General features: G+C 72.4%; 9 protein-coding genes and 1 pseudogene. 5 read left to right on the forward strand and 5 right to left on the reverse strand.

Features of this window, described 5'->3' with window-relative positions:
• Positions 1-158: 158 nt before the first annotated feature.
• From CTZ28_RS40195 to CTZ28_RS40210, 4 genes are all read right to left on the reverse strand, one after another.
• Complete coding sequence (locus CTZ28_RS40195; RefSeq protein ID WP_121894712.1) at positions 159-341, reverse strand: hypothetical protein; 183 nt, start codon at positions 339-341, stop codon at positions 159-161.
• Positions 342-478: 137 nt separating this feature from the next.
• Positions 479-1,522, reverse strand: coding sequence for an L-glyceraldehyde 3-phosphate reductase (gene mgrA / locus CTZ28_RS40200; protein WP_121894713.1), 1,044 nt, complete (start codon positions 1,520-1,522; stop codon positions 479-481).
• Between the two features lie 142 nt (positions 1,523-1,664).
• Positions 1,665-2,129, reverse strand: a complete 465-nt coding sequence (locus CTZ28_RS40205) for a hypothetical protein (protein WP_121894714.1) — start codon at positions 2,127-2,129, stop codon at positions 1,665-1,667.
• 234 nt (positions 2,130-2,363) lie between these two features.
• Entirely contained in the window at positions 2,364-4,007 is a 1,644-nt protein-coding gene (locus tag CTZ28_RS40210) for a multicopper oxidase family protein (RefSeq protein ID WP_121894715.1), read from the reverse strand.
• Between the two features lie 172 nt (positions 4,008-4,179).
• Between CTZ28_RS40210 and CTZ28_RS40215 the strand changes: the two genes are divergently transcribed.
• A complete protein-coding gene (locus CTZ28_RS40215; RefSeq protein WP_121894767.1) occupies positions 4,180-4,446 on the forward strand; it encodes a hypothetical protein in 267 nt (88 codons plus the stop codon).
• Between the two features lie 13 nt (positions 4,447-4,459).
• On the opposite strand, the pseudogene rpmG reads toward CTZ28_RS40215, so the two are convergent.
• Positions 4,460-4,626: pseudogene (rpmG, locus tag CTZ28_RS40220) on the reverse strand (50S ribosomal protein L33).
• A gap of 1,159 nt (positions 4,627-5,785) precedes the next feature.
• On the opposite strand from rpmG, the gene CTZ28_RS40225 reads away from it, so the two are divergent.
• From CTZ28_RS40225 to CTZ28_RS40240, 4 genes are all read left to right on the forward strand, one after another.
• Positions 5,786-6,742, forward strand: coding sequence for an ion transporter (locus CTZ28_RS40225; RefSeq protein ID WP_121894716.1), 957 nt, complete (start codon positions 5,786-5,788; stop codon positions 6,740-6,742).
• 180 nt (positions 6,743-6,922) lie between these two features.
• The gene (locus CTZ28_RS40230; protein WP_183154836.1) at positions 6,923-10,297 is read left to right on the forward strand and encodes a pyruvate carboxylase; all 3,375 of its coding nucleotides are present in this window, start codon (positions 6,923-6,925) and stop codon (positions 10,295-10,297) included.
• Between the two features lie 153 nt (positions 10,298-10,450).
• Positions 10,451-10,918: a MarR family winged helix-turn-helix transcriptional regulator gene (locus CTZ28_RS40235; RefSeq protein ID WP_259472039.1), complete on the forward strand. Its 468-nt coding sequence runs from the start codon at positions 10,451-10,453 to the stop codon at positions 10,916-10,918.
• A 60-nt stretch (positions 10,919-10,978) separates the two neighbouring features.
• Positions 10,979-12,700 carry an MFS transporter gene (locus CTZ28_RS40240; protein WP_121894719.1) on the forward strand — a complete coding sequence of 574 codons (1,722 nt, stop codon included), beginning with the start codon at positions 10,979-10,981 and terminating at the stop codon, positions 12,698-12,700.
• Positions 12,701-12,728: the final 28 nt, after the last annotated feature.

A 12,728-nucleotide genomic window follows, 5' to 3' on the forward strand; every position in this document is an offset into this window, starting at 1 on the left:
GGGCGCCGGGGCACTGAGTGCCGCGGTGCCCGTGTGACGGCGCGGTCACGTCGGGATGCGGCGCGGTCGTGTTCCGGCTGCGGTCCGGGCCGGCGGCCCGGACGGATGGACGCCTCGGCGACGCCGTCGGGAGGCATCGCCGAGGACGCCGGGAGTGCTCAGGGGGCGGCGGTGTCGGTGGTGGCCTCGCCGTCGCCGGTCTCCGGCTGGCAGGTGGGGCACAGCTCGTGGCGGCCGTCGAAGGTGACGACGGTTCCCCAGCCGAGGCAGTGCTCGCAGTCACGGGCCAGGCTCAGGTCCGGGTGGGGAGGCAGGGGGCTGTGGTGGGCTCCGTGTGCCATGGCGGGTGCGGCTCCTCGAAGTCGCGGTCGCGGTGCCCCTATTTTGTTCCTTTTGATCGAATTTGTCAGTGACGAGTGTCACTGAGTGCCAGACGGGATCGGGGGAGCGGGCGGCGGGAGCCAGGGGGCGGGGGCGATCAGTCGAGGCGGCCGAGCCGGGCGTCCCGCCACAGGTCGACGCCGCCGTCGGTGGCGTACTTGTCGATCTCGGCGAGTTCCTCGGCGTCGAAGTCGGGGTTCTCCAGCGCGGCCACGTTCTGCTCCAGCTGGTCCACCCGGGAGGCGCCGATCACCAGCGAGGTGACCCGCCGGTCGCGCAGGGCCCAGGCCAGGGCCAGCTGCGCCAGGGTCTGCCCGCGGCGGGCGGCGATGTCGTCGAGGGCGCGCAGCCGGCGCAGCATGTCCTCGGACAGCCAGGCGGGGTCGAGGGACTTGTCCTGCGCGGCCCGCGAGTCCCGGGGGACGCCGTGCAGATAGCGCCCGGTGAGCAGCCCCTGCGCGAGCGCGGTGAAGCCGATGACCCCGAAGCCCTCCTCCTGCGCGGTGTCGAGCAGGCCGTCGGTCTCGATCCAGCGGTTGAGCATGCTGTACGACGGCTGGTGGATGAGGAGCGGGGTGCCCAGCTCGCGCAGGACGGCGGCCGCCTCGCGGGTGCGCTCGGCATCGTAGGAGGAGATGCCGACGTACAGCGCCTTGCCCTGGCGCACGGCGGTGTCCAGCGCGCCCATCGTCTCCTCCAGCGGCGTGGTCGCGTCGAGCCGGTGGGAGTAGAAGATGTCCACGTGGTCGAGGCCCATGCGGCGCAGCGACTGGTCCAGCGAGGCGAGCACGTACTTCCGTGAGCCACCGCCCTGGCCGTAGGGGCCGGGCCACATGTCCCAGCCGGCCTTGGTGGAGATCACCAGCTCGTCCCGGTACGGCGCGAGGTCCTGCTTCAGCAGCCGGCCGAAGTTGATCTCGGCGGAGCCGTACGGAGGGCCGTAGTTGTTCGCCAGGTCGTGGTGGGTGATCCCGAGGTCGAAGGCGCGCAGCGCGATCTCGCGCTGGGTCTCGAACGGGCGGTCGTCGCCGAAGTTGTGCCAGTAGCCCAGGGACAGCACGGGCAGGTCCAGTCCCGAACGACCGGTGCGCCGGTACTGCATGGAGCCGTGGTAGCGCTCGGGGCTCGCGACGTGGTTCATCGGCTCTTCTCCGGGGGGGGGCGGGGCACGGGCTGTCCCGTGGGTGCGGGGTTCCCTCCACCTTGCGCCGCCATGATCCTGAAGTCCAACCGTACGATCGCATGGGATTCAGCACGGTCACTTCTGAATCCGCCGATCCCGGTCAGCTCCACAGGGGCAGCGTCGTCACGCGCTCGTAGCCGTCCGGCCGCTTCTCGGAGTAGGTGAGGCTGATCCGCGTGTAGTGGTTCAGTTCCGGGTGCCGCTGCCACCGCTCGGGGCGGTCCAGCCGGACGGTGACCGGGTAGGCGTGGAACTTGCCCGCCGCGCAGTACGGCTTGCAGTCGTTCACCAGGTTGACGCCCTGGGCCGTGGCCGAGTCCCGGCCCCATGCGGACCAGTGCAGTTCGGTGAGGCGGCTGTTGCCGTCACCGCAGGCGAGGATGAAGTCGCCGGGCCGCACACTGGAGTTCCAGAAGCAGTCCACGAGGACGGGTGTGGCACTCTGCCGGGCCTGGTGACCGGCCCGCACCGGCGCCGACGGGGCCGCCGCGGCCGTGGAGAGGGCTCCCGCGAGCAGTACGCCCACCGAGAGCATGATCGCGGTACCCCGCACTGGTCTGCGCATGCTCGCTCCCGTCGGCCTTGCCGCACTCGCGGTCCCGCGTCCCGGCTGCCGCCCCGGACACCGCCGCCTCTGTACCGACGCTACGGCCCTCCCGGGAGATCCACCACTCGCGCGCCGCCACGGCCCGTGACGGCCGGCAGGGGGCGGCGAACCCGTGTGCGCGGGCGAGTTGGGGGCCGCGCACGGCCGGTGCGGGCCGCTGTCCGGGGACGGCGGGCCCGCACCGGCCAGGGGTCATGTGTGGTAGCCGAGGATGGTCATCATGCCCGACTCGGAGTGGTACTGGTTGTGGCAGTGCAGCATCCACAGCCCGGGGTTGTCGGCGTCGAAGTCGACGACCAGCTTGCGGTGCGGCAGGACGATCGAGGTGTCCTTGCGGGCGCCCGCACCGTCGAGGCCGACGACCGCGAACGTGTGACCGTGCAGATGCATCGGGTGCCACATGTCGGTGGCGTTGATGAGCGTGAGGCGGACGCGCTCGCCCTGCCGGACGGCATGGCGCTGGGTGAGCGAGTACGGCTTGTGGTCGAACGACCAGTTGTACTGCTTCATGTCGCCGGTGAGCCGGATCCGGATCTCGCGGTCGGGCTTCCGCTCGGACAGGGCGACGGACTCGTGCGGGCTGATCCGCCGGGCCGGCACCAGTTCGCCGTCGAGTTCCTCCGGGGACACGGTGGCCCGCGGCGCGGACGCCTTGGCGCTGGTGCGCAGCAGGGCCATGGCCCGGGATCCCTTGCCCTCGGCGAGCGCGACGAACGGGAAGACGCCGTCCTTCGCGGTGATCAGCACGTCGTAACGTTCCGCCATGCCGAGAATCAGCGCGTCGGTCTCGGTGTGCTCGACGGGATAGCCGTCGGTGTGGGTGACGGTCATCTTGTGCCCGCCGAGGGCGACCCGGAAGGCGGTGTCCGAGCCCGCGTTGATGATGCGCACGCGGATCCGCTCGCCGGGCCTGGCCCGGAACACCGACGGGTTGCCGGGCAGCCGGCCGTTGGCGAGGTAGTGCGGGTAGGCGACGTTGCCGCCCACGCTGTGCAGAATGGGGCTGCGCGTGCCGTGCAGCATCCGGGAGGGGCCCTGCTGCTTCGCGGGGGGCGCCGGGTGCGGCGGGGCGGAGGCGCCGTGGCCGCCGGCTTCGGGGCCCTTGCCCATTCCCTTGTCCATGCCCATGCCGTCCATGGACATGGTCTTGCCGTGCCGCAGTTCGGTGAGGATCCCGTCCGGGGTGGAGCCGCTGACGCCGTCGACCCAGTCGTCGAGGACGATCAGCCACTCCTTGTCGTAGTGCAGCGGTTCCTTGGGGTCGTCGACGATGAACGGGGCGTACAGACCGCGGTCGGGCTGCATGCCGGAGTGGGAGTGCAACAGGTAGGTGCCGGGGTGGCTGACGGTGTAGCGGTAGGTGAAGTCCTGGCCCGATGTGATGGCTTCCTGGGTCAGGCTGGGCACCCCGTCCATGTCGCAGCGCATGCGCACACCGTGCGAGTGGAGCGTGGTCTCGGCGGGCAGGCGGTTGACGAGGTTGAGACTGAGGACGTCGCCCGCGGTGACGCGGACCAGCGGGCCTGGCAGGTTGTGACCGTAGGTCCAGGTGCGGACCTTTCGCCCGTCCAGGTCCACGGTCGTCTCGGCGGCGGTGAACTCGAACTTGCGTACGGGCCCGGAGCCGCGTCTGCGTTCGGCGGCGTGCACCTCGGGGCCGGAGGGGTTCACATACCCCTTGGGCCCCGGGGGGACGAAGCCGTGGCTGTCGCCCTTGGCCGTCGCGCCCGGCCGGGACTGCGGGTGCGAGCCGTTTCCGGTGCAGGCCGACAGGAGTCCCGAGCCGACGGCCGCGACCGAGGCGGTGAGCAAGGTACGCCGCGAAGGTTTGTGCATGGATGAATAACACACGTTTCATGCTGATATGTCCGGTATCTGAGGCGGCGCGTCATGATGTCGGGGGCCGCGCATCATGAGGTCGGAGGCGGGGCGCGGTGATGCCGGGGCCGCGACCACCGGAACCCGCGCGGCGATCTCGATGTCAGTGCCGGATGCGACCCTGCACGGCATGGATGAGCAGGAGTTCATGCGGGGGCGGGTGTACGGGGCCGATCACGACGACGCCGGCCCCCGGCCCGGCCGCGCCTATGCGGAACTGGTCGGGGGTCCCCTGGACGGACTGCTCCTGGACGTCACCGGCCGGGCCGGGCGGGTGCCGGGGGAGCAGGTGGCGCTGGTGACCGAGATGGGCCGGTACGGCCCCGGCGGGCGGGCCCTGTACGTGCCCCGCCCGCCGGACGGCCGTCGCTACGACTGGCGCGGCGACGCCCCCTGACCGGCCGCCGGTGTCAGCGCTCCTCGCGGAAGGCGCGACGTGCCGCCCCGCCACGGGGTCGTACTTGCGCAGAACGAGCCGGTCGGGGTCGTTCAGCCGGTTCTTGCGGGTCACGTAGGTGACTCCGGTCGCGGCCGTCGACCTCAGCGTGACGACGGGACGCGTGGTACTGCGTGCCATGGGGTTCTCCTCTCCAGCCGCATCCGCACATTTGTAGCGCGCATGACAGAACATCCCCTCCAACCCCACCCTCACGCCACACATTCCCGCCCTGCCCCGGGAAGGCGTGGGGACCCCGGAGCCATGACGCGTGGCCGACGGCAACGCATGCCGGACTCGGACCCGCGCCGCACACCTTCGTGCGCCGGGCCATCCGGCGGTGACACGGGCCCGGCTCGTCGCCGATCTCGGCGCGGGTGACCGGCCGCCGGACGGAGAGCCCGGGGCGGCGACGGCGGGCCGGGCTCTTTGGCCGAGGTCGTGGCGGGCACCGTTGTGCGCTGAAACGCTCGCCGGGCTGTCGCCGGCCTCGGCGGGGGTGTGGGTGGTCGGTTGTCTGGCTGAGGACGGCGCCTGCGGTCGCGGCGGCGAGGGGTAGGCGCCCGTCCTGGTCCGGCGAGGCGCGCGGACGAGGTACCCCGGCGGACCGGGGCGTGGCTGGCGGCGACGGCGTGCCGGGCTCTTTTGTGCGTTGAAACGCTCGCCGGGCTGTCTGGTGGTGACGTGCGTCGGCTTGTCGCCGGCCTCGGCGGGGGTGTGGGTGGTCGGTCGTCTGACTGGGGACGGCGCAGGCGGCCGCGGCGGCGAGGGGTAGGCGCCCGTCCCGGTCCGGCGAGGCGTGCGGACGAGGTACCCCGGTGCCGGGGCGTGGCTGGCGGCGACGGCGTGCCGGGCTCTTTTGTGCGTTGAAACGCCTGCCGGGTTGTCCGGTGGTGACGTGCGTCGGTTTGTCGCCGGCCTCGGCGGGGGCGTCGCGGGGCGCGGGTGGTCGTCTGGCTGAGGACGGCGCCGGCGGCCGCGGCGGCGAGGGGTAGGCGCCCGTCCCGGTCCGGCGAGGCGTGCGGACCACGTACCCCGGTGGCGCAGGCCGTGGGGGCAGGTGGCGCATACCGGGTCCGCGGCGTCCGGGGGCCTCTTTTTGGACTCCGAGGGGGCATTCTCGGCCGGTGGGGCCGTGCCGTCGTGGTCCGTGCCGCCGTCCGCGGACCCGCGTCGCACACCGGTTCTTCATCGGTCTCTACATTGCTGTAGAAATCTCTCCTGGAAGGTGATCACTCGACCGCCGTGCCGTCGGGTGCGGTCGGGTGGGTGTGGCGTGCGAAGGAGCGGAAGCAACACCATGTCGGACGAGTCGGACCAGCACCAGCAAGGGACCGAGCCGGCGCCGTTAGCCGCCCGGCGCGAACTGGCACGACGTTGCCGGGCCGTCACGGAGGCCCGCTGGTTCGCGCTCACGGTCTTCACGGTGATCCTGGCGAACGCGGCACTGCTGGGCGTGGAGACATACACCGGCCTCGTCGCCGACTGGCGCTACTGGCTGAAGTTCGCCGAACACATCTGCCTGGCCGTCTTCACCGTCGAGATCCTGCTGCGTCTCGCGGCCCACGCCGACCGGCCACGGGAGTTCTGGAAGGACCCGTGGAACATCTTCGACCTGGCCGTCGTGCTCTGCGCCTTCCTGCCCGTCGTCCGCGAGAACACCACCGTGCTGCGGCTGCTGCGGCTGGCCCGGGTGCTGCGCACCGCCCGGTTCCTGCCGCAACTGCGCATCGTGCTGGTCGCCGTGGCCCGCAGCCTGCCCGGCACGCTGAGCTTCCTCCTCGTCGGCGCGCTGCTGCTGTACGTGTACGCCATGGTCGGCTGGGTCTTCTTCGGCACCTCCGACCCCGAGCACTACGGATCCGTCGGCCGGGCGGTCCTCACCCTGTTCCTGCTGATGACACTGGACGGCATCGGGGACGCGGTCCGGGCCGGTCTCGAGGTGTCCCGCTGGAGCCTGCTCTACTACGCCTCCTACGTCCTGCTGGCCTCCTTCGTCCTGGTCAACGTGCTGATCGGAGTGGTCCTGACCTCGCTCGAAGAGGCCCGCGAGCTGGAACGGGACGAGTCGCGTCCGGCGCCCGCAGGACCCGAGGAGCGGCGGCGCCTCGCCCAGCGCATCGCGACCGCCCGCCGCGCGCTCGACGACCTCGAACGCGACCTCGAAGGCGATCCCGACCGCGACCCCAGGCTCGCGCGGGCCCCGCTCACGGTCGGCGCGGAGCCCACGCTTCCGGCACCGGGCGGCGGCCCCTGACGCCCGGCCCGGCCCCCGGAGCGCGACAGGACTCCGGACGGACCCCGGGCGGTCGCGGCTGTCAATGTGATGTTCACCCCCTTCAGAGGTCGTCCGCTCGCCCCTAACGTGGCCGCGTGGCAGGGCAGCGGAGTCGCCGCCACGATGGTGTTCGTCGCCGGCAGGCCGAAGGGGTCGATGATGTTCCGCAAGGTGCTGGTCGCCAACCGTGGTGAGATCGCGATTCGCGCATTCCGCGCCGGCTATGAGCTGGGCGCCCGCACGGTCGCCGTGTTCCCGCACGAGGACCGCAATTCACTGCACCGGCTCAAGGCCGACGAGGCCTACGAGATCGGCCTGCCCGGGCATCCGGTGCGGGCCTATCTGTCGGTCGAGGAGATCGTGGGCGCGGCACGCCGTGCGGGCGCCGACGCGGTGTACCCCGGCTACGGCTTCCTGTCCGAGAACCCGGCGCTGGCCCGGGCCTGCGAACAGGCGGGTCTCACCTTCGTCGGACCTGACGCCCACACGCTCGAACTGACCGGGAACAAGGCGCGTGCCGTGGCCGCGGCCCGCGCCGCCGGGGTGCCCGTGCTGGGCTCCTCGGCGCCCTCCACGGACGTCGACGCACTGGTCCGGGCCGCGGACGACATCGGTTTCCCGGTGTTCGTGAAGGCCGTGGCGGGCGGCGGCGGCCGTGGGATGCGCCGGGTGGCGGAACCCGCCCAGCTGCGTGAGGCCATCGAGGCGGCGTCCCGCGAGGCGGCCTCCGCGTTCGGCGACCCCACCGTCTTCTTGGAGAAGGCGGTCGTCGATCCCCGCCACATCGAGGTACAGATCCTCGCCGACGGCGACGGCAACGTCATGCACCTCTTCGAGCGGGACTGCTCCGTGCAGCGCCGCCACCAGAAGGTCATCGAACTCGCGCCCGCGCCCAACCTGGACCCGGCGCTGCGCGAGCGGATCTGCGCCGACGCCGTGCGCTTCGCCCGCGAGATCGGCTACCGCAACGCCGGCACCGTCGAGTTCCTGCTCGACCGGGCCGGCAACCACGTCTTCATCGAGATGAACCCGCGCATCCAGGTGGAGCACACGGTGACCGAAGAGGTCACCGATGTCGACCTGGTCCAGGCCCAGTTGCGGATCGCCGCCGGGGAGACCCTCGCGGACCTGGGGCTCTCGCAGGAGACCGTCACCCTGCGCGGTGCCGCGCTGCAGTGCCGCATCACCACCGAGGACCCGGCCAACGGCTTCCGCCCGGACACCGGCCGGATCAGCGCGTACCGCTCGCCGGGCGGCTCGGGCATCCGCCTCGACGGCGGCACCACCCACGCCGGCACCGAGATCAGCGCGCACTTCGACTCCATGCTGGTCAAACTCACCTGCCGGGGCCGGGACCTGAAGGCCGCGATCGTCCGGGCCCGGCGCGCCGTCGCCGAGTTCCGGATCCGCGGCGTGGCCACCAACATCCCCTTCCTGCAGGCCGTCCTGGACGACCCGGACTTCCAGGCCGGCCGGGTGACGACGTCGTTCATCGAGGAACGCCCCCACCTGCTCACCGCGCGCTCCTCGGCCGACCGCGGCACCAAGCTGCTCACCTACCTTGCCGACGTCACCGTGAACAGGCCGCACGGGGAGCGGCCCGACCTCATCGACCCGGTCACCAAGCTGCCCCCGCTGCCCGCGGGTGAGCCGCCCGCCGGCTCCCGGCAGCGGCTCGTCGCGCTCGGCCCCGAGGGCTTCGCCCGCGGGTTGCGCGAGTCGCCGGTGTTCGCCGTGACCGACACCACCTTCCGCGACGCCCACCAGTCGCTGCTCGCCACCCGGGTGCGCACCAAGGACCTTCTCGCGGTCGCCCCCGTCGTCGCCCGCACCCTGCCCGAGCTGCTGTCCCTGGAGTGCTGGGGCGGCGCCACCTACGACGTCGCCCTGCGCTTCCTCGCCGAGGACCCCTGGGAGCGGCTGGCCGCCCTGCGCGAGGCCGTGCCCAACATCTGCCTGCAGATGCTGCTGCGCGGCCGCAACACCGTCGGCTACACGCCGTACCCGACCGAGGTGACCGATGCCTTCGTGCAGGAGGCCGCGGCCACCGGCGTCGACATCTTCCGGATCTTCGACGCGCTCAACGACGTCGGCCAGATGCGCCCGGCCATCGACGCCGTGCGCGAGACCGGCACCGCGGTCGCCGAGGTCGCCCTGTGCTACACCGCCGACCTCAGCGATCCGTCCGAGCGTCTCTACACCCTCGACTACTATCTGCGCCTCGCCGAGGAGATCGTCGCCGCGGGCGCCCATGTCCTGGCGGTCAAGGACATGGCGGGACTGCTGCGCGCCCCGGCCGCGGCCACGCTCGTCACGGCGCTGCGCCGCGAGTTCGACCTGCCGGTCCATCTGCACACCCATGACACGGCGGGCGGCCAGCTCGCCACCTACCTGGCCGCGATCCAGGCGGGCGCGGACGCGGTGGACGGCGCGGTGGCGTCGATGGCGGGCACCACTTCACAGCCGTCGCTGTCGGCGATCGTCGCCGCCACCGACCACTCGGAGCGGCCCTCCGGCCTCGACCTCCAGGCCGTCGGGGACCTGGAGCCGTACTGGGAGAGCGTCCGCCGGATCTACGCGCCCTTCGAGGCGGGCCTCGCCGCGCCGACCGGGCGGGTCTACCACCACGAGATCCCCGGCGGGCAGCTGTCCAACCTGCGGACCCAGGCCGTCGCGCTCGGCCTCGGCGACCGCTTCGAGGACATCGAGGCCATGTACGCCGCCGCCGACCGGATCCTGGGCCGCCTGGTCAAGGTCACCCCCTCCTCCAAGGTCGTCGGGGACCTCGCCCTGCACCTGGTCGGCGCCGACGTACGCCCGGAGGACTTCGAGACCGCGCCGGACCGGTACGACATCCCCGATTCCGTCATCGGCTTCCTGCGCGGCGAGCTGGGCACCCCGCCCGGTGGCTGGCCGGAGCCGTTCCGCACCAAGGCGTTGCGGGGCCGGGCCGAGCCCAAGCCCGTGCGGGAGCTGACCGCCGACGACCGCGAGGGTCTGGAGAAGTCCCGGCGTGCCACGCTGAACCGGCTGCTGTTCGCCGGCCCGACACGGGACTTCGAGACCCACCGGCAGAGCTTCGGCGACACCAGCGTGCTGGACAGCAAGGACTTCTTCTACGGGCTGCGCCCCGGGGCGGAGTACGCCGTCGACCTGGAGCCCGGGGTGCGGCTGCTGATCGAGTTGCAGGCCGTCGGCAACGCCGACGAGCGGGGCATGCGCACGGTGATGGCCACGTTGAACGGGCAGCTCAGGCCGATCCAGGTGCGCGACCGGGCGGCGGCCTCGGACGTGCCGGTCACGGAGAAGGCCGACCGCTCCAACCCCGGCCAGGTGGCGGCGCCGTTCGCCGGCGTGGTGACCCTCGCGGTCGCCGAGGGTGAGGAGGTGGCGGCCGGGGCGACGGTGGCCACCATCGAGGCGATGAAGATGGAGGCCGCGATCACCGCCCCGCGCGCGGGCCTGGTGTCCCGGCTGGCCATCAACCGCATCCAGCAGGTGGAGGGCGGCGACCTCCTGGTCGAACTGACGTGACCGCCCGGTCTCCGGCCCCTTCCAGCACGGTCTGACCGTCACGGGCCCCGGGACGGCCGCCTCCCGAAGAACGGGCCGACGCACGACGGAGCGGCCCGCGCGGCTCCGTCCCGGCAACTTGTTTCACATTACATCTAAATGCATAATGCAGTGATGCATAAGCGGATTATGGATCCGGCGGCCGCCGACCGCGCGCCGGAGGACCTGATCATCGCCGTCGAGCAGCTGGTCCGCTACGTACGCCGCAGCGCCACCGCCGGCGGCCTGAGCACGGCGGCCTCCTCGGTACTGGCCCGGCTCGGCCGCGAAGGACCCCAGCGGCTGACCGAACTGGCCCGCGCCGAAGGCGTATCCCAGCCGAACATGACCCAACTGATCACCCGGCTGGAGCGGGCGGGCCTGGTGCGCCGCACCGCCGACCACAGCGACGGCCGGGGCGTCCTGGTGGCGGCCACCCCCACCGGCCTCGACGTCTTCCGGCAGCGACGCGCCGAGCGCGCCGAGGCGCTCAAGGACCTCGTCGCGCACCTGACCGAGGCGGAACAGGACGCGGTGACCATCGCGCTGCCCGCCCTCGCCCGGGCCGTCCAGGACGGCCCCGAGCGCCCGGCCCCCTCCTGACCCGCACAGCCACACCGCTTTTTTCTCCCTCCCCGTCAACGCTCCGGAAGAGAAGTGCACATGAGTGCATCCCATGGAACGGCCGCCAGTCCCTTCAAGCAGCCCAGGGCCGTCTGGGCCGTCGCGTTCGCCTGCGTGATCTCGTTCATGGGCATCGGTCTGGTGGACCCGATCCTGCCCGCCCTGGCCGAGGACCTGCACGCCTCGCCCAGCCAGGTCTCCCTGCTGTTCAGCAGCTATCTCATCGTCACCGCGGTGGCCATGCTCATCGTCGGCTGGTTCTCCAGCCGGTTCGGCGCCAAGCGCACCCTCGTCATAGGCCTCGCGGTCATCGTCGTCTTCGCGGCGCTGGCCGGCACCTCCGGCTCCATCGACGGCATCGTCGGCTTCCGGGCCGGCTGGGGCCTGGGCAACGCCCTGTTCATCGCCACCTCGCTGGCGGTGATCGTCGCCTCGGCCAGCGGCGGCTTCGGTGGCGCGATCATCCTGTACGAGACCGCGCTCGGCCTCGGCATCGCCGTCGGCCCGCTGCTGGGCGGGGAGTTGGGCGAGATCAGCTGGCGGGGGCCGTTCTTCGGCGTCGCGGTGCTGATGGCCATCGCCCTCGTCGCCACCCTGGCCTTCGTGCCCGCCCTGCCCAGGCCGGAACGCCGCAGCTCGCCGCTCGACCCGCTCAAGGCGCTGCGCCACCGCGGCCTGCTGACGATGGGCATCATGGCGCTGCTGTACAACTGGGGCTTCTTCACCATGCTGGGGTACGCGCCGTACCCGATGGAGCTGGACGCCCATCAGCTCGGGCTGGTCTTCACCGGCTGGGGCCTGCTGGTGGCCGCCTTCAGCGTCTTCTTCGCCCCGCGTCTGCAGGCCCGTTACGGCACCGCCCCGGTGCTCTACGCCAATCTGCTCGGCCTCGGCATCGTGCTGGCCGTGATCGCCGCGGGCGTCGGGACGCCGGCCGTCGTGATCGTCGCGGTCATCCTCAGCGGCGCGTTCATCGGCATCAACAACACCCTCACCACCCAGGCCGTCATGCTGGTCTCCCCGGTGGAGCGGCCGGTCGCCTCCTCCGCCTACGGCTTCCTGCGCTTCATCGGCGGCGGCCTCGCCCCCTACGTCGCGGGCAAGCTCGCCGACGCCACCGACCTCAGCGTCCCCTTCTACCTCGGCGCCGCCACCTTCCTGCTCGCCATCCCGGTGCTGGCCAGCGGGCACCGCCTGCTGCGCGCCGCCGAGACGGACACCGGCGAGGGCGAACCACTGACCCCGGTCCTCACACCCGTCGGCGCGGCACCGCGCGGCGGCACCCGGCCGGTCATCGTCGTCGTCGGCGGCCACGACGGGGCCGCCGCGACCGTCGACACCGCGGCCCGGTTCGCCCAGGACACGGGCAGCCCGCTGGAGATCGTCCATGTGCAGCAGACCGCCGTCGTCGAGGAACAGGCCGTCGACACCGAGACCGCCGACCAGGCCCGCGCCGCCGTCACCGCCCACCTGGACCGCCTCGCCGCGCTCGACATCCCCGTGACCGGCCAGATCCTCAGCAGCGTCGGCGACCACGCCGCGGCGGGACGCGTCCTCGCCCGGCACGCCGCCGAGGTGGGCGCCCGCGCCATAGCGGTCGGCCGTTCGCCGCGCGGCCCCCTCGCCCAGTTCGCCGACGGCAGCCTCACCACCGCGCTCACCCACGCCGCCGACTGCACGGTCGTCCTCGTCGACCCCGAGCACACACCGCGGCCCCTGACCTCGGCCACGCTGTCGGAACTGCGCGCCGAGGCCCACTGATCCGCACCGCCCACCGGCATCCCCACGG

It is taken from the genome of Streptomyces shenzhenensis, assembly GCF_003688995.1.
In the GTDB taxonomy this organism is placed as follows: domain Bacteria; phylum Actinomycetota; class Actinomycetes; order Streptomycetales; family Streptomycetaceae; genus Streptomyces; species Streptomyces shenzhenensis_A.

Bases quoted from the DNA above. Each gene is read 5' to 3' on its own strand.
- CTZ28_RS40195 (WP_121894712.1), bottom strand. From the start codon at position 341: ATGGCACACGGAGCCCACCACAGCCCCCTGCCTCCCCACCCGGACCTG.
- mgrA (WP_121894713.1), bottom strand. From the start codon at position 1,522: ATGAACCACGTCGCGAGCCCCGAGCGCTACCACGGCTCCATGCAGTAC.
- CTZ28_RS40205 (WP_121894714.1), bottom strand. From the start codon at position 2,129: ATGCGCAGACCAGTGCGGGGTACCGCGATCATGCTCTCGGTGGGCGTA.
- CTZ28_RS40210 (WP_121894715.1), bottom strand. From the start codon at position 4,007: ATGCACAAACCTTCGCGGCGTACCTTGCTCACCGCCTCGGTCGCGGCC.
- CTZ28_RS40215 (WP_121894767.1), top strand. From the start codon at position 4,180: ATGGATGAGCAGGAGTTCATGCGGGGGCGGGTGTACGGGGCCGATCAC.
- CTZ28_RS40225 (WP_121894716.1), top strand. From the start codon at position 5,786: ATGTCGGACGAGTCGGACCAGCACCAGCAAGGGACCGAGCCGGCGCCG.
- CTZ28_RS40230 (WP_183154836.1), top strand. From the start codon at position 6,923: ATGTTCCGCAAGGTGCTGGTCGCCAACCGTGGTGAGATCGCGATTCGC.
- CTZ28_RS40235 (WP_259472039.1), top strand. From the start codon at position 10,451: ATGCATAAGCGGATTATGGATCCGGCGGCCGCCGACCGCGCGCCGGAG.
- CTZ28_RS40240 (WP_121894719.1), top strand. From the start codon at position 10,979: ATGAGTGCATCCCATGGAACGGCCGCCAGTCCCTTCAAGCAGCCCAGG.